The organism is Marinobacter sp. Hex_13, assembly GCF_001566815.1.
In the GTDB taxonomy this organism is placed as follows: domain Bacteria; phylum Pseudomonadota; class Gammaproteobacteria; order Pseudomonadales; family Oleiphilaceae; genus Marinobacter; species Marinobacter salarius.
Window position 1 is genome coordinate 1 of record NZ_LSMM01000079.1, and the last position, 22212, is coordinate 22212.

At 54.3% G+C, this 22212-nt stretch carries 17 protein-coding genes; 3 read left to right on the forward strand and 14 right to left on the reverse strand.

Annotation, left to right across the window (positions count from 1 at the left end; translation table 11 throughout):
* The 3 genes from AXW11_RS18795 to AXW11_RS18805 all read left to right on the forward strand — a co-directional run.
* On the forward strand, positions 1-219 hold a 219-nt coding region (locus AXW11_RS18795), incomplete at its 5' end, for a hypothetical protein (RefSeq protein ID WP_286792554.1).
* A 91-nt stretch (positions 220-310) separates the two neighbouring features.
* Positions 311-1318, forward strand: a complete 1008-nt coding sequence (locus tag AXW11_RS18800) for a YqaJ viral recombinase family nuclease (protein WP_103916690.1) — start codon at positions 311-313, stop codon at positions 1316-1318.
* 74 nt (positions 1319-1392) lie between these two features.
* Entirely contained in the window at positions 1393-2274 is an 882-nt protein-coding gene (locus AXW11_RS18805; protein ID WP_103916691.1) for a recombination directionality factor, read from the forward strand.
* An 85-nt stretch (positions 2275-2359) separates the two neighbouring features.
* On the opposite strand, the gene brxL is transcribed toward AXW11_RS18805, so the two are convergent.
* The 14 genes from brxL to AXW11_RS18875 form a co-directional block, all read right to left on the reverse strand.
* On the reverse strand, positions 2360-4411 hold the full coding sequence (gene brxL / locus AXW11_RS18810) for a BREX system Lon protease-like protein BrxL (protein ID WP_103916692.1): 2052 nt from the start codon (positions 4409-4411) through the stop codon (positions 2360-2362).
* A 6-nt stretch (positions 4412-4417) separates the two neighbouring features.
* The gene (locus tag AXW11_RS18815) at positions 4418-4777 is read right to left on the reverse strand and encodes a four helix bundle protein (RefSeq protein ID WP_103916693.1); all 360 of its coding nucleotides are present in this window, start codon (positions 4775-4777) and stop codon (positions 4418-4420) included.
* A gap of 43 nt (positions 4778-4820) precedes the next feature.
* Positions 4821-7337, reverse strand: a complete 2517-nt coding sequence (gene pglZ / locus AXW11_RS18820; protein WP_103916694.1) for a BREX-1 system phosphatase PglZ type A — start codon at positions 7335-7337, stop codon at positions 4821-4823.
* Positions 7334-9214 (reverse strand): DUF262 domain-containing protein, encoded by a 1881-nt coding sequence (locus tag AXW11_RS18825; RefSeq protein WP_103916695.1) that lies wholly within the window; start codon positions 9212-9214, stop codon positions 7334-7336. Before AXW11_RS18825 ends, pglZ begins: the two co-directional genes overlap by 4 nt.
* A gap of 20 nt (positions 9215-9234) precedes the next feature.
* Positions 9235-12720 (reverse strand): BREX-1 system adenine-specific DNA-methyltransferase PglX, encoded by a 3486-nt coding sequence (pglX, locus tag AXW11_RS18830; protein WP_103916696.1) that lies wholly within the window; start codon positions 12718-12720, stop codon positions 9235-9237.
* A 4-nt stretch (positions 12721-12724) separates the two neighbouring features.
* Complete coding sequence (locus AXW11_RS18835) at positions 12725-13258, reverse strand: hypothetical protein (protein ID WP_103916697.1); 534 nt, start codon at positions 13256-13258, stop codon at positions 12725-12727.
* The gene (locus AXW11_RS18840; RefSeq protein ID WP_103916698.1) at positions 13255-14319 is read right to left on the reverse strand and encodes an AAA family ATPase; all 1065 of its coding nucleotides are present in this window, start codon (positions 14317-14319) and stop codon (positions 13255-13257) included. The genes AXW11_RS18835 and AXW11_RS18840 overlap by 4 nt, the downstream gene beginning before the upstream one ends.
* Positions 14303-14470: a hypothetical protein gene (locus tag AXW11_RS18845; protein WP_286792557.1), complete on the reverse strand. Its 168-nt coding sequence runs from the start codon at positions 14468-14470 to the stop codon at positions 14303-14305. The genes AXW11_RS18840 and AXW11_RS18845 overlap by 17 nt, the downstream gene beginning before the upstream one ends.
* On the reverse strand, positions 14457-16127 hold the full coding sequence (locus AXW11_RS18850; protein WP_103916699.1) for a DNA glycosylase AlkZ-like family protein: 1671 nt from the start codon (positions 16125-16127) through the stop codon (positions 14457-14459). The genes AXW11_RS18845 and AXW11_RS18850 overlap by 14 nt, the downstream gene beginning before the upstream one ends.
* A 40-nt stretch (positions 16128-16167) precedes the next feature.
* Entirely contained in the window at positions 16168-19749 is a 3582-nt protein-coding gene (brxC, locus tag AXW11_RS18855) for a BREX system P-loop protein BrxC (RefSeq protein WP_103916700.1), read from the reverse strand.
* Positions 19750-19792: 43 nt separating this feature from the next.
* Entirely contained in the window at positions 19793-20404 is a 612-nt protein-coding gene (locus AXW11_RS18860) for a DUF1788 domain-containing protein (RefSeq protein WP_234999918.1), read from the reverse strand.
* Positions 20401-21015 (reverse strand): DUF1819 family protein, encoded by a 615-nt coding sequence (locus AXW11_RS18865; protein ID WP_103916701.1) that lies wholly within the window; start codon positions 21013-21015, stop codon positions 20401-20403. The genes AXW11_RS18860 and AXW11_RS18865 overlap by 4 nt, the downstream gene beginning before the upstream one ends.
* Positions 21005-21223, reverse strand: a complete 219-nt coding sequence (locus AXW11_RS18870; RefSeq protein WP_103916702.1) for a helix-turn-helix domain-containing protein — start codon at positions 21221-21223, stop codon at positions 21005-21007. The genes AXW11_RS18865 and AXW11_RS18870 overlap by 11 nt, the downstream gene beginning before the upstream one ends.
* 395 nt (positions 21224-21618) lie before the next feature.
* Positions 21619-22212, reverse strand: a 594-nt coding sequence (locus AXW11_RS18875) for a hypothetical protein (protein WP_286792560.1), incomplete at its 5' end; no start/stop codon positions are given.

Sequence of the window (22212 nt, forward strand, 5' to 3'; positions counted from 1 at the left end):
TGGCAGACGGTCTCCCACATCTGGTATCAGCCCCGTGGCCGCCCCGGCATCTTCGAGTACGAAGTGGTCAGCGAGTTAGGCGAGTGGCTGGGTGAGCAACTGCTCACTACTGGCCATCTGCCAAGCAACAAGCAGGCTGAGCGTTATATCGAAGCACTGGTGAATGACTTCTTCGAGATTGGCGAGGAAGCCCCTTCCTCTTCAGGTCGCGCCACATAATGGCATTTGGCTATCGCCCTCGTTCAACTTTCATTCCTTACCCCTAGCCCCGGCCACTGTGCCGGGGCTTTTCTTTGTCTGGAGCATTCTCATGGCACAACCGAAAAGCACCACACCTGGCCAGCGCCCTGCCCTGCGCCTGGTCTCTACCAAACGCATGAACCGCAAAGACTGGCTGAAGATCCGCAAGCAAGGCATCGGTGCCAGTGATGCCGCTGCGGCTGTAGGTATCAGCCCGTACCAGTCCCCGCTGGAACTGTGGATGATCAAGACCGGGCGGGATGGTCTGTTACCCGCCCCTGATCCTGATGACATTCAATCCCCTCTGTACTGGGGCACCCTGCTGGAGCCGAAGGTGGCCGAGGCTTACGCCAAGATCACCGGCAACAAGGTACGGCGAGTGAATGCCGTGCTGCAGCACCCGGATGACGACAAGCCCTGGATGCTCGCCAACCTGGATTACGCCGTGGTCGGTAACGACGACGTACAGATACTCGAATGCAAGACCACGGGACAGTACGGGGCCAAGCTCTGGGCGGGCGGGGTTCCCGAGTACATCCAGTGTCAGGTGCAGCATCAGATGGCGGTTACCGGTAAGCAGGCTGCCGATGTGGCCGTGCTGATCTGTGGGCAAGAGTTGCAGATTCACCGCATTGAGCGGGATGAAGCGTTGATCGCCCATCTGTACGAGCTGGAGCGGGAGTTCTGGCAGTTGGTGGAAGCGGATACCCCACCGGACCCGGATGGCTCCGACTCTGCCGGAAACGCCCTGCAAGCCCTCTACCCCCAGGACAAAGGGGAAACTGTGGATCTCACGGATAACCCGGCTATGGAGGGCGACTTCAATGAGCTGCTGGATCTGCGTGACACCCTGGGCCGACTGACCGAGCGGGAATCCACCCTCAAACAGCGTATCCAGAAAACCATGGGGCTGGCCAGCAAGGCCACCTTCACGGAGGGCTCTGTAACCTGGAAGCGCAGCAAGGACTCCACCAGCCTGGACACCAAGGCCCTGCTGCAGGACCAGCCGGATCTGCTCAAGCACTACCCCAAGTACAAAGCAGGGAGTCGTCGCTTCCTGGTGCGCCCTAACGCCTAATCCCTAAGACCCACGGCATAACAGCCGGGCACTGCCCGGCTGCGTTTATGTCAGCTATTCATCAGGAGAATCCCATGATTAAAGGACTCGCGATTACCCCACCCGTCATTGGCCGCATTAGCATCGGTCGCGTAGTGGAGAAGAACGGCAAGCGTCTGCCGGAGAAAGACGACCAATTCACCATCACCACCCAGATACAGACCCGGGACGGCTGGCTACCGCACCCGCTGGATGAAGCCCTTCGCCAGGAGGTACAGGGCAAGAAACTGCGCAGCATTCCCGTCACCCTGCCCTTCAATGATCCAGAACTGAACCTACGGGCCGAATACACCTTCTTCGAGCGCAAGAGCGGCAGGCCGCTGTGTGCCGGTGATGGGGAAGCCTGCCGGCGTCATACCGAGAACGGCCTGGAATCCCTGCCCTGCCCATCGCCGGATCTGTGCGACTACGGCAGCCATGGGCTGTGCAAGCCTTATGGCCGGCTGTACGTCCGGATTGGTGAGGATGACCTGGGCTGCTTTGTGTTCCGGACCACCGGCTACAACAGCATTCGGACCCTGACCGCACGGCTGCGCTACTTCCACGCCATCAGTGGCGGCAACCTGGCCACCCTGCCTCTGGAGCTGAAGCTGCGCGGCAAAAGCACCACCCAGAGTCACCGGGCACCGATCTACTACGTGGATCTGACCCTACGTGCAGAACAATCCATGAAAGAGGCTGTCACCCATGCCAGGGAAGAAGCCCAGGCTCAGGTGAATCTGGGAATCAATCAGGCCGAGTTAGACAAGGTTGCTCAGGCAGGCCTGATGAATGCGCAGTTCGAATATTCAGAGGATGAGGGGTTGCAGGTTACGGAGGAGTTTTATCGCAATGAGGCCAACCAAGACCCCAGTGCGTCCAAGCAATCATCCGGCCTGAAAGAGGCACTTTCGGCAAAAGTGAGCGGGGCGGAATAGCCCCGTTCATAAACAAGAAGGCGCCAAGGCCTTCTTTTTTTGTGTTTTTCAGTACGAGCCCCCACTAATAAGGAAGCAATAAAATTCACCCTTGTTTTATAAACGTGACTTCAAAGGCCTTGCTCGACCTAAACTTCTGCAGGCGATTCGCGAAAGCGAAAGCATCGTTCATCTCGTAGTGCTGAAAGATGTCCAGCCCTCTATCCAGTGATATTTTCCAGCCATGATCAGTGACGATATGGCGGGCGTGAATGGTGCCGCTTTCGTCAAACTCCCAGGTGAAGTCGATGCCTACGGTGCGAGCGGATTCCTGGATTTTTTCAAAACTCTCGTCTTGCAGATCACCCTTGAACTCGTCCCGGACGGTGACGAGGTGAACCGCCACTTCATCCTCTTCGGCCTTGTTCTTCACGATGGCTTCAAGAAACTCCATGAAATTGCGGATCTGGTAGAAAAGCCGGATGTAGGGATCTGTGACGGTGATCTTGTTGGCTCCCTTCAGGTATGCGCCAAACAAACCGTCGAATGAGATGCCTTTTTGATTTTCCTGGAAGGTCAGGTGCTTTTCCTCCAGCGCGGGTTCAGAGGCGTGGGGCTCTTTGGGCTCGCCACCTTTAACGTCTGCTGCTGACTCGGGCTCTAATCTCCCGTCATCAGGAGTAGACACTGTCTGATGGTAGTAACCCGGGTACTCTTCTTCCTCAAGTGTCGTGACCAGTATTTCCTGGCCCTGCTGATCTTGGTAGGAAAAGCGTACTTCACCATAGGTGGTATCAATCCGCTGTAATTGGTCCTTGACCCGCTTGCGCCCCTCGATGGCAAAACGCAGCACTTCTTCAACCTCTTCCTTGGTTGCTCCCCCCTGGGGGAACAGGATTTTCATCAAGCCGGAAAAGGTCTTGTTGATACCGTCCCGGTCTCGGGTCGAGATATCCGAAGAAAGAGTAAAGTGCTCGCGGTACTGATCGGAATAATCATAGTTCCGCATCGAGCGCAGGATTTCTGCAAGATAGTCCACCACGAAGCCATAGCCGTCGGAGAACATCTCGCCCCGGATGATATCGACCTCCCACCCGGGGATGTAGAAGTGGATTCGGTCCAGAAAGGCAGAATCGTAGAACTTGTCCGGCAGCTCATCGAACAGGTCCGAATGCTTCAGCATGTAAGGCACGGTATGACGTGTGTTCCCCACGAACACCATGGACGCCTCGGCGCCCAGGGTTTCCACGCCCCGGGAGAAGGACTTGTTGGCCATGTAGTTCTTCATGATGTCGACCAGTGCTTTATCGACGCGTTTCTGCTTGCCGGCGAACTCGTCGAAGGCCACGCAATCCCAGTACCCCACCAGGCCTATCTTGCCGCTGGAGTTATTCACAAACAGCTTGGGTACAGAGACTTCACCACCCGATACCAGGATCCCATGGGGCGAAAACTCGGAGTAAACGTGGGATTTACCCGTCCCCTTGGGGCCAAGTTCGATCAGGTTGTAGTTCCGCTCGCAGAACGGAATCAAGCGGACCAGCTGGGTTAGCTTGCTGCGCCGTCCGAACATATCCGGGTTAAAGCCGATACTCTGGATCAGCAGGTCAATCCACTCATCGGTGCTGAACTGCTGCCGCGCGGCAACGTAGGCGTCGTAGTCGAAGTGAGATAGCTGAATCGGCTTGAGAGTGGACAGGATCCAGGGGCTGGCGTTCTGGTCTTCAGAAAATACGTATTCGATATCCGCGATGCACCAGACGCCGCTTACCAGCAGTTTGGGGTGGGCCTTCACGGTTCCCGAGTCCACCAACACTTTCTTGATCCCCAGGTTGGAGAACTGCGCCTCGTAGGCATCCGTCTTCTCATTCAGGGCCACGCTGATCTTGTCGATGACCTTGTAGCGCCCCTTTTCCTTGATATTAGAGCGCACCAATCCGGCTTCATTACGGTGGACATAGTGCTTGGCCAGAATCTCCTTGACCGTCTCGATACCGGTCTGAATCGTAGCCTCGTCGTTAGTGGCGCAGTACTGGCCAAGCAGATACTCCAGCACATATGAGGGGACGATGGCGTTGCCCTTGACCGTTTTCACCAGGTCTTTGCGCACCACCAGCCCGGGGAAGTGTTCGTTGATCTTTTGGTCCAGGGAAGTCATCAGTTTTCAGCCTTCAGTTGTCAGTTGTTTTTGAATTGAGTTGACAAATCCTACCAACATCGCCGATATTTCCCGTGTTTCTCGAATCCACGCACTCCCTTGATCTTTATTGATATAGCCAATATCCACGCCAATATAGACCTGTGTCCTTAACTCGCCACATGAACCCTTTGCGTATTGCAAAAATCGAATAAAGTCTCTCCCTGAGCTTCTCTCCGAACCTTCCGCAATATTACTCGGAATAGATAAACCTGAGCGCGTAATCTGATCCTTGAAGCCAAAGTCTCTGCAATCACTCAACGATTTATAAAGATCAGCCGAAAGGCGTGCTGATCGCTTCCAAACTTCCATGTCTTCAAATTTCATCAATTTTTCCTTTACTGAAAACTGATAACTGCCGACTGACAACTCAAAAATCAAAATCGCTGGTAAAGGACCGCCGCATCAAATACCTGAGCGACTTGTATTCCTTGTAGTGGGAGGTGCCGGCGTGCTGTTCTTCCAGCTTTAGAAAGACCTCCTGGCCGTTGGCCTCGTCCGCCTTGCGGCTGAGCACAAAGCGCACCTGAAGCTCCCGCTCGCGGGGGTTCTCCGAGGTCAGGTCAAACGACAGTTCGTGACTGTCCGAAATCAACTCCCCAGACTGGGTATAAATCCCGGCCCGCAGGTGGCGAGGCTGTACTTTCTCGGTAACCGGTCCGGACTGATACAAGGTGACGGCCAGTTGGCCGGAAGTGATTACTGAGCTGGCCCCACGCAGGATGTCCACCTCAACGGCGCTGACATCGCTCTGGCGCTTCTTGTTGACCTTCAAAACCGGAATCACCACTTCCTGAAGAGACGCGCCGCCATGCACAAAGCGGCTGCCAGAGCCTTTAAGGCGCAGCCGGTTGATGGACTTGGGAATCTGCACTTCCATATCTCCATCCAGCCCAAGCTGCTCGGACGAGAAGTGATGGAAAGCCGGAGAGGGGGACAGCCCCTTACCCAGCACGAACCGACGGTCCCGGTAGCGAATATCATCGCCAGAAACGACATCGCCCAGGAAATCACTCTCATCCAGCTCACGGTTCTGGTAAATAAAGCCATGGTCAGCGGTGATCAGCAGGTTATTGGCGTTGGCCGCCGTGAGCTTCTTGATCAGACGAATCAGATCCCCCAGGGTTTGTTCTGCGGCTTCAAAGGCCTGCCCCTCTGAGTGCATCTTGTCGCCGGTGTGATCGATGCGGTTGTGGTAGATGTACAGCACATCATTACCTTTGAGCAGCTCCCGGCTGTCTTCACGGTTGAGCTGCATAAAATCTTCCGCCTTGACGGCCTGCCCCCGCCCATCCAGAGCGGCCTGCAGGATTTTGGTACGGTTGACCGTGCCCTGTGAGCTTTGGCCATCCACCAGCACCGTGCCGGTATCGTTGTCGGCGATCGCCAAGGACTTGTTGGGCAGCAGCGCCGCCATACCGAGCTGGGTATAGCTGGGCAGGGTCGAGAGAGCCGGCTCGAGCTCCGCGCTGTAGCGATCTTCCTGCCGGATAAGGCCCAGCAGCTCGTCACCAATCTCATAGCGCATGGCGTCGGAAATGATCACGCAGATCCGTTTGTCCTTGCGCAGGTACGGGCGAACCCAGTGCTCGAAAAAGGCCTTTTGCTGAATGACCGGATAGGCCTCCCAGCGCGTCTCTGCGTCCACGTGAACCTGAAAACCATCGCCCAGCTTGAGCAGATAGTTGTTGGAATACAGATTCTCCACCTGCTCACTGAGCTCGCCCATTAACGATGCCTGGCCGGACATGCGCACATGGTAGGTAAACTTGCGGTAGAGCTGATCCAATTGGAACCAGGAACGGCTGTATCGCTGAACGCCGTCGGAGAGGCTGTCCATGGTGAGGCGGGCCTCACCCAGCATCTGGACAAAGCGGGCCGCAAACTCAATGGCTTCATACAGGTGGCGGAACTCCCCGTACCAGTGGCCCTGGCGCCGCTGCCGCACCCACAGTGCCACATCGCCACTAGTGACCGTGCGGCCTACCACCGCCCGCACCAGGTCACTGATAATCTTCTGGTCGATTAGCCGGAAGTAGTCCAGCTCAACCAGGTCCCGGAAGTCCCGCTTACCGAGATCCTGCTCAATGCCCAGCACCTCGGCACACTCGGCAGACAGGGTTTCAAACCCCTGCTCGAACTGCCGGCTGTCTTTCCAGCGCTTGAGGAAGACCAAGCTGTCAGCTGTCAGTGTGCAGTGATCAGTAAAATTCTGGTAGTAACTGTCTTTGAACAGCTGAATGACAAAATCTCGAATACTTGGCGTATCACTGACATAACCATAAAGCCTTGTCATCTGCTCCCAGAAGAAGGCATCAAGGTTACAGCGCTGAATCAGCCTAAATTTTTCACCCAACTGATCACTGTCAGCTGACAACTGACAACTCTCGTCGAGCAAATGCTCGACGATGGAATCCATACGGGGCTCGCTACCGGCACACACTGCCAGCATCTTCAGGCGCAGCTGACCGGCAGTGTCGTCCGATTTCAGCAACTTCTTCAAAGACTCTTTGCGCTTGATCGCCTGGAAAAATTCTGCGTGGGCCTGGGCCACCTCGGCAAACTCCAAGCCCAGCTCCAATTCGGACAGCCAAATGGCCACCTGGTCAGTCCGGAACTCGCCGTGGGCCAGCTGTACGTCCAGCAACCAATTGTCCAGATCCTCCGGTTGTGGCCCTTCTTTGTACAGAAGGAACTTCTGGTCGGGTGACTCCCGCAGAACACGATATTTCAGACTGTACTCGTTGTTGGCGATTTCCAGCTTCTCCACGTGCGGGATGGAAACCGTCTCGAAATCACCGCGCAGCTCTTGCTTGGTGTCGTACCAGAAAATGATCCGGTGCTTATCAAACAGTCGCGTCAGAGCCGTTTGAATCTGGCTGCTCATGAGACCACCTCTTCCAGCTCTTCGTCTTCACTGTCAGCCACACTCTCCGCCGCCAACGGCGCGGACATGTAAACTCGGGATATCAAGCGCTGTTTTAGGGCATCTCGCCTTGCCAGATAGAACGCCTTGAATGAAGTAAATTCCAGATCCACATTCTCGATGAGCAGATCACTAGGGGTCAGGTGCACATTCTGGTCAGAAAGCCATTCCTTCAAAGGGCGGTCTTTCTTCGCAAGGTTTTGCGAATGATTCAATAGGTGAAGATTGGGGATCGCATTCCAGTGGACTGGATTACGATAAAACGCCATCAACTGCTCGTCATCCTGCAGGAAGCTAGCTTTATTTAACAATTTCTTGTCAAAGGATGCCCTCGGGTGAAGGTGATCAATGTGAAAAACCTCTGAAACGTTCATTTCCGGGAACAGCAAATGCAGTAACGCGCGGCAGCGCCCCTCTCCGTGCTGCGTTTCCAGCAGTTTATCAAGGGTTTCTTCATCGAAACGCAGATCCTTGTTCGTCGCTTTGTAACGCTCGATGATGGCGGGCAACGGGAAGATGTCGTTGGTGAGGTGTTTTTCCAGAACATCCCTCATGCTGCTTAAAATGGAGTCGGCTTGACCACCGAAGACCCCTTTCAACAGCGCCATGTAAAACCACTGACTGATTACCGCACGTTGCTCATGGCATTTCGCAAGATTATTAATTTTCCTGAAGAGTGGCTCTCCTGAAGAGCATTTTTTATACAAGTAGTAACAGATCGGAATAACAGCGTTTCTGGAGGTCAGGGACTGCGGCGTAATACCGAACCGCCGCACGAGGCGGAATGTTTCGGTAATACATTCTTTGATCTCGGGCCACTCTTGCTGGATTCGAGCAACCTGCTCACCCTTGAAATTTCTCACTTTGAAACGGACATCGGCTTCCGTGAGCATCAAGCAGGTTTTCAACAACCAGTCACGCTCTATGTAGAAACCCATCTCCGTGTTCTGATGGATGTGCTGGGTCAAGTCGTCAAGCTCTTTCCGAAAATCTCCATCCCAGTGGGCAACGGCAATCGACATCAGCAGGTCAGAAAAGTCCAGCTTAGTGCCTCCGCTGTTGGTTCGGATAAATACATCTAAAACATGGTCGATTTGCTGACTGTTCTCATTGAAGTAGTGAATGATCCGCTGGGAACGGATCACGTCATAAACTTTCAGCAGTGTTTTTCGGGCAAAGGTATTTGTACTGAGTCCTCGTCGCTCGAGCTCTGGCATTACCACCTCCAAAAGCACATCATCGCTACTTTCGTGGCGTGGATACCTGAGTATTTCATGCATGCAAAGCCAGTGGTGGGCCGGGGTCTCTGCAGCCAATGAGTCTTTATATTGCCGGTCTGTGAGGAATCGGAAGTTGTAATACATCAGCGATTCATCGTCTTCCGATTCCAGTGGTGCTTTCAGGTCCAGATACAGCTTGCGGGGTGGCAAAACCTTGTCATCGCGAGTGCTCGGCCACCAAACCCTTGGTTTTTTGTATGCGTATGTACCGCAGAGACCAATGTAGAGGGATGTAAGACGCTGCTGACCATCGATGACAGCTCTGAAATCCTTATAACTGGCATTGGTAGGAACGTGGGGGTTCTCCTCACTGAAACGCTGGCAGTAGGATTTCAGGAACTCGTAGAATTTATAGTCGTTCTTGATGCCATCATCCTTGATTTCCCACATCATGAATGTGTTGATGGGGTAACCCCGCATGATGGAGTCGAACAGCACGCAGATCTGATGGCTGCTCCAGACGAACTTCCGCTGTATTGCCGGCAACAGATAGTCTCGCTGATTGATGGCATCAATCGCGTCTTTGATAGTAATGGCCTTTTCGTACTCACCTGCCATGCCGACAGCTCCTTACTGCTTCAGGACAAGCCTGGAATTTTCTTCAAGGCGTCGCCAAATTTCGGATAGTTGGCCTTCACCCCGTCATCGAGATCGATTTCCACCTGCTCGGTAGCCAGGGGATAAAGTACATCCCGCTCGTAGTCGTCCAACTCGGCGAGGATCTTGTTGATCTTCTCGATCTCTTTCAGGGCCTTGGTCTTATCACCTTGGGAGGCCCCGGCGCTGATACTGACGGCCTCCAGGTGGTTCTTCCGGGCCTTCAGCTTCTCATCTTTGAAATCGCGCAGATACTCCAGCACCGTGCCCACGGTGTGGGGCTGGTAGCGGTGCATGTAGATCAGCGCATTGAATGAGCCCTTGGGAGAGGAGAACAGCCAGTAGATGGGCCGTTTCTTGTAACGGCGCACGTGGTCGTTGTAGAAGTCCTTCAGGAAGTACTTGCGAATATCCTTGCCCAGTGCTTGCTCGACAAAGCGGAGGTTTTCCCCATAGTGCTCTTCGCGAAAGGCGATGCGCAGGAATTCACGGAAGCGCTCAGTGATGTCGTCGGTGAACCAGTCGCCGTCGAGCATAGGAATGACATTGTCATCATCAGCCGGAAAGCTTGGCTCCGGGATCTGCTTCAGGTAGTCCTCGATAGTCTCTCCCTGATTGGCCAGGACCAGACCCGGCTTGTCCAGTGCGTAGCGACCGAACATGCAACCCACAGCGTAGGAAACCAGCTCGCGCATGGTATCGGCCAACAGCAGTGCTTCAAGCTCTTCCTCGCTCTTGTTGTTGCCGTAGCGGTAGTACGGGTTGCAGGTCAGGGTGATCTCTTCCAGTGGCACATCTGGTGTCAGCTCATCCTGCAGGCCGTAGGCGTCGATAAAAATGCGGTTGTTGTCTTCTTCCAGCCGTTGCATTTCCAGCGCTATTTCTTGCCAGTGGGCGCGAAGTTTTTGATAGGTAGCCTCCAGAGGCTGCTTATGGCAATCGGGCATTAGCATTGGTTGGCTGGTGAAATCCCAAGCAGGTTCAAACGAATCCCAATCTTGCTTCGTTAAATCGACAGCTCTGTTCGCTATGAAATCAGCTTTTTCAGAAAAAGCTTTTTCAAGCTTTAGGAATGGAAGTTCTGATACAACGCCTGAGGTTACATTTAATGTTGCACCACGAACCTTCAAAAGCTCTCGGACGATTTTTGAATTCATTTGATTGATAGTCTTGAAAACATTGTTTCCAAAAAGGCTCGGGGCCGCGCTGACAAAACCATACCCTTCTGGACGCCACCGAAAGCTCGTTATTCCTGAGCCAATAAGTCCCCAAGCAACAGCCTCCTTGAACAAGTAACTCAGATTCTGGGGCCGTGATCGTAAAGAGCCATCTGGATTTCGGTAATTCTTGATGCGGTAGCCATCATCTTCCCAGTCCATAAGAAAGTCTGGCCCCATATACCACTTCCGAAAATCTCCAGCTTTATCAGTCAGTATCCAGCGCTTATCTCTACCAATATTTTCGCCGGGAACTTCCCAGCACATCTTCATGAAAACATCGTCATTACGGGTGCCGACGCCCTCTTTCACATCGAAAACATCCTTCAGAATTGGATTTTCATAAAGCGCAAGAAAGTTATCGCTTAGCCAATACGCAATAGGGCTTCCAGGAATCTTATTGAATTCGTTAGCTGATGCGCGATAGAACCATCCGCAACCTGGATGCTGAATAGCCTCCAGCGCCCTGGGGGCTTGGTTTTCGGAGCCTCGAAAATCGGAAAGCCGTACATATCCACCTTTGTACTGAGGATGATGCGCGTTCTCAGCCGTGAAAGTGCAAATAGGTACCGTTGCACCATCGAAGCCTGAATATTCAAGTTGAACCAGCGAGGTGATAGTTTTCTGATTGATCAAGAAGCTGCGAAGTTTCTCGTAAGATGAAATAAACATCCACACGAATGGCGACATAAAACCAAGCTGACCCTTGGGCAGAGCCAGCTCAGTGTTCCGGACAATGAAAGCTGAAAACAGGTCAGACCTGACGTCCGTATAGTTATCCTTAAGCCATGCAGCTAATCGTCCGCTCATGCTTTTTCCACCCATGTAAGGTGGATTGGCAATCACCACATGGTATTTGGGGCTCAGGTAATCGGCCTGTAGCAAAGCTTGCAGGACTCTTTGGTGTGTTTCATTCAGGAACAACTGCCCGGAAATATTCTTGACCGCCAAGGTCCGGCGTATTTCCTCTGCGCCGGTGGCTTCCGGTCGGATCAGCGATCCGAAGTTTTTGGCCTCTTCAAATTGCTTGAGCGTGGTTTGCAGCTTTTCAGTGAACAGGTCGCGCCCGACAAAGTCCATGTATTCCGTTAACTCCCCCTCGTCGAAAAGCAAATTCTCCAGAACGCAAATGTTGGGTTGAACCGGCGTTCGAAAGAACCTCCGCAGCTTGGCCCGCGCCTTCATGCTCAGTGCAAAAGCGGCCAGTTCTCCCGCTCGCTCGTCGATCTCAATGCCGTAAAGATTATGAGTCAGAATCTTGGCCGGAATATCGGCAGGTTCGTAGCCTTCTTCTTCGTAAATGGCCCACAGCAGATCGAATGCATACGTCAGCATGTGTCCCGAGCCGCAGGCCGGGTCACAGATCTTGATCTCTTCCGGGCCACTGATCCGCAAAAAGTCGGTCTTGGGCTGCTCTCCACCATCCGCCGCAGGCGCTGGCTTGATGTAGTAATCCATCTGCTCAATTAAGCCAGAGTCGGGACGGTTGAGCATCCAGAGGCGTCCCAGCGAGTTTTCCACCAGATAACGGACAATCCAGTGCGGCGTGAACAGCTGAGTCGCCGCCGGGATATTCTCTGGAGTCACCTTCTTGTTCTTCTTCAGATCAACAAATACCTGGTCCTTCTTCTCAGAAATATAGAACTGATACAGCCAGCCTATGACCTCAACATCTTCACACGCATCCGGCGTCATGGCTTCGCGGGTATAGGCCAGGATCGAGTTGCCTGAAAGCAGATCATCCGGCATCAAAAGCTCAGTGTAGTCGTCAATACGCTCGAACAAGAACGGCATTGCGCTGTACCAGTAGTTACAGGCAGCTACGACCAGTAGGCGATAAGCTTCCCCTTGCGGATCCTGACTGGGTGTTTTGCCATCCAGCAGTGCGAAGATCTTCTGGCGGGTTGACTCCGACACCATTTCTTCATCGATATGGCCCATTTTGGCATCAGCCAAGATTTCGGGCTGGAACTGCCCCTCGGCAGGGGAAACAATGCCAATGCGGTTGTAACGATTCACGTCCATAAAACGCAGGGCGCAGAAGCGGTTGAACCAGATGTAGGCCACCCGCTCGATAACCTGCTCTTTGCCTTGATCGGTTACCGCCTCTTCCAGCTTTTTAATCGCCTGTGGCCTTTCTCGCCGGGCGGGACTCTCGTCGGCGAGTACCAGTTTGAGCTTGGCTGTAACCTGTTCGAGGAGGCTGCGGCGAGCGAATTGGGCGAATTTTTTAAGTTTCGATGTTTCCATCTGATTATGCTCCTTCAGCATCCGCCAAGCGCGTAACAGGCCATTTGGGAAAGTTTTCGTTCCACTTCTGCAGGTTGACGACTTGACAGCTGGTGGCCAGTGACTGAACCCAGCGCGAGGAAGCTTTCCCCACAGGTAGCTCCTGCTTCAATGACTTTTGCATGTGGCCATTCAGGGCGTTCTCAAAAGTGAGAAGACAGACATAGTGGACGGGCTTATCCACTTTTTGTTCGGCGTGCCTATAGAGATAAGAATCTCGGAATTTATACTTGAGATAGTTTTTTAGCCATTTAAAACTGTCTTGCCTTGCTTTCTTCTGCTCATCGTTTGCCGCATTGCGGACATCATAAATCGACGGATCGTCATAGTCTTTCAACTCTACATAGACATAGGCCGCTTCAAACTCGGCGACAATATCGACTCCTTTCATAGGGGCACCATGAAATGTAGGTTTTGATCGATCTTTTTCATCGAACACAAACGCATCCAATGCATCAGTGAACTGGAACTCAAAGCCGTCAGCAGCTACAACTTTCACTTACCAAGACCTCCCATGTCATTTTCAATTTCTTGGTTGATGAGAAAGCCAAACGCTTCATCAATTGGATTGGGAGAGATATCATGGTAATCGTCAGTGGACGAGACCTTAATTTCTGAAGTATCAGGATCTCGATACAGGCTATGGAAGCGGACATGATCTTCTTTGCCTTCATCCGCTAGAAGGTCGAACCACTTGAGCAAGACATAATCGTGAGTCGCTAAAATTATCTGCTGGCCGTTACGGGAAAGCTCCAACAGAATCTGCACAAGGATCCTCAACAGCTTGGGGTTCAGATTAGATTCAGGTTCATCCCAGAACAGTGGGCCGCTTACACCGGGCTGGATTGCTCCAGTTTCCAGGAGGCGCGAGAGCATTCCTGCTTTACGAAAGCCTTCCGCAATGGAGTTGGCGGAGTACTCCGTATGCTCAGTCTTAAAAGTAACCTTTCCTCCTCCATAAAAAACAAAACGACCACCGCATATTTTCTCGATTTCGGCCATAGCCCATTTTGCTTTTTCGTGCAGTAGTTGGGAGCGCACTTCAGGGAGGTCCAGTGCGAGACAAATGTCCTGGTAAGTTTGATCGAAAGAGAGCCCATATTTTTCATACAGACTGTTGAATCCCTTCATAAATGAGAGGACTTCTTTGGTGGGAATGAATACCGCTTCAGCCAGGTTTTTTTCGTAGTTTGTACGATCCTGAATGGCTAATGCTTTAGAGTTGTTAAAGAATGTTGCGGCGACCTTTTTCTCATGGGCAAATTGGGCCAAAAGGTACGCCTGATCAGTCGCGCCTTGGCCGTGCAGCTTTCCAAACCTGTCATCAAGAGGCATAAACAGGCGAAGGAATTTGGTGGTCAGCGCTACTTCGAGCTCATTCTGACCGAGGTCAGGTTGATTCTTAAACAGTGGCGCGCCGGAACACAGCCCATATGCTGCCTTAAGCAAATGGGTTTTGCCGGTCCCGTTTTCGCCAATGATCACGTTGATTCTTGGCGAAAAATTGATCTCCAGCTTTCTGAATGACGTAAAGTTTCTAAGCTCAAGGCTTTCTATCATCGTTACTTCCCAATATATTGTTACTGAGCTGGTCTAATGCGGTATCGGCTGCGCCATAGCCTGCCTGCTTGGGAGCACACGGAAATACGCGCGGCGCTCGTATCCGCTCGTATTTTTCGTGCGCCGCACGTATTTTATCAGCTTCGCTCATATCGAGTCCCCTTCCCCTGGCCTACCGGGCGTATCACACCCTTGTCTTTCAAGCGGTTGAGCAGCCGAGTGGCTTGGAAAGGGCTGATATGGCACAGATCAGCGGCATCCGCTCGTTTGATGCTGCCGTGGGTATCGATGAAATTCAGCACCATTTGCTCCTGTTGGATGGCATCGAACCCCGCCTGGCGTACATAGGCGGCCTTTTGCCCCGCCCCTTGATATACCTTGGCGCCCAAGGTGTAGGTGCGGCCCTTGCCGGTTCCGTGGGCTTCCACCATGCCGGCTTCCACCAGTTTCTCCAGGGTGCCCCGGACCACGGTTTCCGGCTTCTGTACCGACTTGGCCAAGTCCGCCGTTCTCAAGCGCCGCTCATTGCGCAGCCGGGACAGGATAATCAGGCTGTCAATGGGCATGGCGGCACCGGTCTGTTCCTCGCGCTCGACGATCATGCGCAGGAACTCGGCGTCCGCGTCCGCTGCGCTCATGCGCACGGAGACGGTGTGAGCGGACGACATGGAGTAGTCGGGGGCGGTGCGCCCGTAGCGGAGCATGCCCTCGAAAATACGGTCGATACCCCGGCCCGTGCGTTCGGCCAAACCGATACGCTTGATAATGTCAGCCAGCAAGGGGTTACGGGAGCGAGGGTCAGCCACCAGCAGGTTGTCCAGGTTGACGCCTTCCACAAACCCGCCCGGATTACTTATGCTCAAGCCGTCATCGTCCAGTTTGACGTGCACGGCACCCAGGGCGCTGTAGTCGCGGTGAACCAGCGCGTTCACAAAAGCTTCCCGAAAGGCCCGACGGTCGAAGTTGGGGATAGGCACGCGAAACAGGCCGACTTGAATTTCCTCTTCCTCCACTCGGGCGCGGAATAGCACCTCGACCTCTTCGAAGGTCTCCAGCAGCGGTTTGCGGTAGAACTCATTGACCAGCACATCGGTTCCGCGCAGCACCTGGAACGCTACCTCGTGGGAGGGCAGGTGCTGTCGGAGCTGCATTTCGTTCCCCAGCAGCAACAGGCCTGCAACCGTGGGGCGGCGCATGCCACCCACGCTCACAGTCAGCCCCAGGGCGCCGTCCAGCTCATCGTCCGCCAGGGGCATCAGGCTCTGATCGCCGCCGTACTTCTTGATGGCGTTGCGGATGCGGATGCGCTGAATCGGGTCCAGGTCGTCAACCGCCAGGTTTTCCACCGGCAAGGCCGAGGGGTCCGTTACCCCCAGGCTGGACTGGCGCTGAACAAACTCATGGGGGTAGAAGGGCACGGCCTCCGGAGTGCCGTCCATTCTCAGGCGCCGACGTTGCAGCAGGCCATCCGAGGTGGACACCAGCTGCCGGGACTTGGGCACCTGGATCCTGGCAATAGGTTGCCCCTCCAGCTCCAGGGCCTCAACGCGCACGGCCAGCGAAGGGATGGTCTTATTGGCAATCAGTGCGGGCAGGCCGGCGAGGTTGCGATGATTGGCATGCAACCCAGTCGGGGTGCCATCGTCTTCAACGCCCAGGAACAGGTCGCCGCCCTCGGTGTTGGCCAGGGCCACCACCGCAGCTACCAGATCCCGGTCCGGCAGGCTTTTGACGTCGCTCTTGAACTCGACGGCGAGGCTCTCTCCGCCGTGAATGAGTGCCCGGATTTCCTGTTCGGCTTGGTGCATGGCTATCCCCAACATCGACCGGTTAGACGGTTCGGCATGCTTAAATCTGAACCTTGCGGCCTTGCTGGACTTCAACCAGCAGGGCCTCGCGCAGGGCATTCAGATAGCGGTCCACATCCCCCTCGTCGGCCAGCCAGGCCTTGTCGAACGCGACACGGAGGTTGCGGGTGTGAACGTAGTCGGCTGCCGATTCCTTGACCTCGTGAGACTCCCCCCTATTCTCGCCCTCATCCTGACTACCCGGAGGCTGCTGGGAGTCGTCTGCCGGTGCTAATTTCTGATTGGCCAGCGCCACCATTTTGCCCAGCAGCTTCTGGTAGCCCTCTTCTTCAAAGTACCGGGTCCGGTCCTTGATCACAGCAATCAGGCGCTCCTGTCCGATGTAATCGACCAGATCCCGGAACGGTCTGTTGAGCTCATCCTGGCGCGGTTCCGGCAGGGACTGGTATTCGTCCATGCTCTGCATGCGCTCCTGCATGGTCTTCAGGGAGGTTTCTGCCTGAGCTCGGGTTTGCTGCACTTTCTCATCGATGCGCTCCTGCAGGCTATCCAGCTGGCCCTTAAGCTGCTGAATGCGATTCCCTTTGTAGCAGTTGGGGTCGTTCAGGATGGTGCGGATCTGCTCGATCTCGTCCCCGGCCACATAGATAAAGTTGGGCTCCTGGCTCTGCAGGAAGGACCGAGCCTGGTTGTAGATGTCTTTTTGTGAGCCCCCCATGAACTTGCGGATCGGGTCGATGACATCCTCTTTCAGGTCCAGCAGTTGGTCTTCCTGCTTGCCCAATTCCGTCAGGTGCCAGGTGTAGGGCTTTCCGGCGACGTCTTTCAGCGTCACCAGGGCAGGTTTCAAGGCATTGAGAAACGGGTACTGGTCGACCTGCGCTACCCGCCGGTCCAGGTCGTGGTACATGTCCTGGAAGGCTTCGCCGGCCTCTTTGCCCAGGGCCTTGGCTTCGCTGCTGCGAGGCGGGCTGTCGAAGAAGTCCTCGTAGAACGACTTGAGGGCTCGGACCTGAGAGGCGGTGAACTCAATCTGTGGTTCCAACACCACGTTGCCGTGGCCGTGAGTGTTACGCAGGGCGCGCTCCAGCTCGCTGTCCTCCAGGATATTCCCGTCGAGACGAACCTCCACCTTGCCACGGGCACACAGGTTGGCCAGGGTGCAGAGAATCGCGGCGTAATACCAGCCGTAGGGTTTGCGTTCGAACTTTTCCAGCAGGCTCTTGAGGGTGGTGCGGACACCGCCCCGATTGTTGCTCTGAATGAATGCCAGCACTTCCTGCTCGGATTCCGCCAGGGCCGTGGCGTCGTTACCGAAAAGGCCATCGTCTGTACGGTTAAGGCAATTGCTGATGTCGTTTTCCGTGTAGGAAACGCCGCGCAACATGCGGAGGTTGGGGTAAGCCCGTGAAATCAGCTCATGGAAGCTCCGAATAATGCGGGTCTGGGGGTCCTCATTCGCCACTTCCACATCGGCGCCGCCAATGAGCAACTTGGACTTGCCAATGAGGGTCTGAACCTGCTGCCGGAGCCTGGCCTCGCGCTCACGGTTCTGGAAGCCCTTGTCATTCAGGATCCGCTTAACGGCTTCCTGCTGGGTAACGGAAATGTTCTGCTTGATGTACTTCTCGGTGCGCTTGAACATGAGCAGATCCCGCACCAGGCGCTCGTCCGACGGCATGAGCACAAACAGTTCGTCCGCCTTGTACGTAGAGGCTGTACGGAGCATTTGCTCGTTATCGGTATGCTCGTGGAACGGGCTGATGACATTGATCGAGAGCTCGTATTCACGCCCATGCAGACGATCATCCAGTTTGCGCGAATAGGAGTAGTCCTGCCCCTGGTTTTGGGAGGAGCCGGCGTCATAGCGGATTTTGCGCTGTTTTATAACAAAGTCGAAAACGATCTTTTCCAGCTCGTCCGCAACGTCCGATGACTCAACCTCTGTGTTCTTGATCTCCTGCTCGACGTCCTTTTCCTCGTCCGTCAGGTACTCGTACTGGTCGCCGTTGCGCTGTATGTAGGTCTGTTGCTCCAGAAGGCTCAGGGCTTCTTCGACCTTGGTGCGAAGTGCCGGCAGATCCTGATCGAAGGCATCCAGCATCAGCACGCAAAGGTTGCGCACCGTGGGCTTGAATTCCTTGACATATTTGACCAGGAACAGGGCCTTCAGCAGCCGAATGGCGAAGGCATTATCGAGGTGGTTCTCGGCCTGAATAATCGCCCGCTGTATTTGTGATTTCAGTGCAGAGCGGATGCCTTCAAACATCAGGTCAAAAGTGGCCAGTTGGCCCACCTCATGGTTGCCGATGTGGATGGCCACCTGTTGGAAAACCCCCAGCATGGAGCGCTCACCGACAGAACTGTGTTTACCCTCGAAGGCGTTGTGCTGCGACAGGTTCTGGATCGCCGATTGAAACAGCGCGAACTGGTAGGGGACGAAGGGGTAGCTGTGGATGAAGTGGTCCCTGTCCCGGAAGTTCCGGTAGGTGGCCGATCCATCCGCGAAGTCAAACAGGGTTTTGAAGTTGTTTGCCTGCGCGTGATAGACGTCCGACAGCTGATTGACGCCTTCTTCGGTCTTGGTTAACAGGCGCTTCTGGATGACCTCTGCCACGTCCGCGCTGGACAGCTTCATGCGGTTATTGAACCGTGCCTGAATTTTCGAGAAGTCGTTGCCTTGTTGCTTGCCCATTTCGCCAACCACGTTTTTCATCTCTTCCTGCGCGGTGACGATAATCCAGGCCCGGCCCCGACACTTGGTGGCGAGGCTCTCGGCAATGGTTTGCAGGTTGGTCATCAGCTTGGTGTTGTCGGCAATGTACTGGCCGACCTCGTCCACAAAGAAGTTCAGGCGGAACTCTTTGTGGCCACCCTCTTTTGCCTGCTTCTCGATATAGGCATTCACATTGTCCGCGAAGTCTTCAATTGAAACGCGGTATTCGCTGCGGTACTTGTCCAGAATGCCCGCTGCCGACTGCGGGTCGCCACCGGTCACAGCGGCGTAGGCTTTGGCAATATTGGGGCCTTCCAGAAGGGCTTGCTCCCGGCCTTTCTGCCAGGGGCGACCGGCGATGGCCTCGTACTCGGCTTTGAATTGTTCGTACAGGCCACGGCCGTCCAGATCGCGCTCAAACTGGGCAATGTGCCCTTGTTTGCCGTAGTAGCCGCACATTTCGTCGAAGACTTTAACGAACACGGCCAGAAGCGCATCGATTTGGGTTTTGCTGATGACATCGGCTTTCTGGTCGATGTTGAACAGAATGCTCTTCGCCGGAATTGAGACAGCTCGCTTCAGGTCGCCCCGGAGAATTTCATTCTCACTGCACTTGGGAAGGAACAGGTCCAGGGTAGTAGCACCGTCCATCTCCCGGTTTTCAAGCAGAAGGGCCAGCATCTTGAGGAGGTGTGACTTACCCGAGCCGAAGAAGCCGGATACCCAGACCCCGTTCGCCCCTTCGTAGTTATTGTAGGCGTCCAGGAACTCTTCGAGGCGTTTCTCGACTTCGTTGGTCAGTACGTATTCTTCAATTTCGAGGCGAAGACTGGCTTCATCGTCGGCTTTGATAACGCCTTCAATGGGGCGGTCAACGGGCTTCAGAAAAATATTCTTCAATGTCATTGTACTTTCCCTTAATGATTACGCCTCGAATCGTATCGTCCGCTCAGGCTTCGTAATGAAAGATGTTGAACGCACGGTAGTACTTGTCGTCATGCAGCCTGCCGAACAGATCCAGCGATGCACCGGTTTCCAGCGAGTGAGTATAGGAGCCTGGAAAAAACATCACTGTTGGCTGGTCTTTGGCGGTGCTTTGCAGGTTATTAAGCACGTTATGGGAGCGTATATAGGGGAATACTTCCCCCACCCCGGAAATAAACAACACGTCAAACTCAACGGACTGAAGCTTTGCCGCGATAGCGGGTACCAAATGGGCTTCCGGGTCCAGCACGCCCTGTAATAGCTCTTTCAGCTGATCCTTCGCGACCGTGGGCTCAAGCTCCAACACCTGCTCCCAGATTTCTCTGTCTTTCAAAATATCGACGGCCAGGTCATACAGATTGATGCACAGAATCTTGATGCCTGCCTGCTCCAGTCGATTAACGAGCTGCCGCTGTAGGCGATCCATGTCGACCGCCTCTTCAGGCCGGTAGGGGCAGATGAAGAATGGCACTTCATTACCCAGCCCCTGCTTGTTCAGGAATCGCTGGCCGGAGACCACGCTGACCAGGTGCTGGAGCCTGTCCTGCATCGGCATTTTGGCAATGTCTTTTCTCACTTTGACATCCCCTTGATATCTGATTCATAGACTGGAAAGTACAAAAACTCGTCAGGGTTGTTATCACGAAGTAACTCAACCAGCCTGGGGCTCAGCAGTATCGCGTTGATAGTTTTGTCCTTAGCTAACAGCCCAGCCTCCCGCAACATTCTGAACAGGACCTGCCGCAACTTATCGCGCGTTGATGCGCTGGCATTATCAAGCTCGTCATGCCATTCCGATTTACGGTTATAGAAGGCATCGAAATCCTCAAAACTGAGGTCCAGTTTCATCGCGACAAACCGTTCGCGGAGCACTTCCACCGCAAAGTCCGCTACAAAGCGGTACAGACGACACACTGCAACCCACAGGAGGTGCGCCTGATCCTGGTGGTTTGCCTCCGGCAGGAAAGCCAACTCGCTCTCGTTTAACGTCTTCAAGCGCGCTATCGCTTCTCGACAGGTGCGCTTTGCTGTGCTTTCAGTCCGGGCCTGAAGCACATTGTCGCGCAGGGCCTGAGCACTCACTTCTTCCCAGTCACGGGATGACAGGTATAGCTCGGCCAACTTCACTGATTCACGGTGATACAGGCTGCCGGACGTGAAGGAGATGCGATACCGCTCAAGCGCCATAGTGTCGGCCACTCTTATCGGCAACTTCGGAGGCGCCGCCCGATTTAACCCACTCATCCACCTCAATTTTTTTGAACTTCCAGAACCTGCCCATGCGATGAGCCGGCATGGAGTGTTTATCTATCCAGCGGTAAACCGTGTCATTACTGACGCCCAGGTGCCGGCATATCTCTTCCACGGATAACCAGCGATCTTCAATTTCGTCCATTTCTCACCCCGACTCCAGCGAGCCACTACTCGAACTATTGATAGGGCGATACTACCGCATATCTTGATTTTAACCAGCCTTGAACCGCATAGAGCAGCATGAAGCTGGATTTACAGTTATTCGGAGACAAGATCAGAGATCTTATGACGGCAATATGGCCGCCGCATCACCTAGCGCAAAGCGGGGATATTGGAGACCTACCTGCCAGTCAATGATGTAAAGGAGGGAGGCATCCCTATCTCCTGTTACCGGCTCTTGCGAGGCGCTCCGCGCCTCACTAGCGGCCTTCCTTACCTTGGGCCAACTTAATGATTTTTCCGTATGGTACCGGTCAGAGCCCTCCAAGTCCCAATCCTGCCTGAATCAGGCCCGCTGTGATTCAGGTAGTGGCTGATCTAATCAACTCCATATTGCTTTTTCAGCTCAGCCAAGCGGTTACGATCTCGCTCGCTGAAGTCTCTGGTGGAATACAGGGCTTCGCCGTCCGGCCCGTCCAGCTTTTCCACCAGCACGGTAAAGACGGCATCTGCCGGGGCATCCACCTTGCCCCAATCAGAATAACTGTTCGGTGCAAGCGTCCAGGTAGCTTCCTCGCCGGGCTCCAGGCCACCGGAAATGCTGTAATTAAACTGGTCTTCATGCCAGGGCACGCTCCGGTCAGGGCTGGCGATGGTGCCGGTGAAATAGGCACGGGAGATGGCTTGATCCGTGCCGTTCTTGACCGTTAGCTCAATGATCGGCTGCTTGCCAAGGTATTGCCGTTCTCGCATATAGAAGCGGGAGCGAACCACTTGGAACTGCTCCAGCTGCTGTTTGGCCTGCTCAGCCTTGTCCCGCTTGGCAACAAGTTCGCGGATCTCGGCCAGTGCTTGCTCTTTCTCCCGGGCTTTGCGTTCGGCCTGAATTTGCTCTGCCTGGGCCAGTACCTGCTCCGCCGTCTTGCCGTTCAGGGCGTCGCGCATTTTGCCCTCCACATCACCGGCATCGGC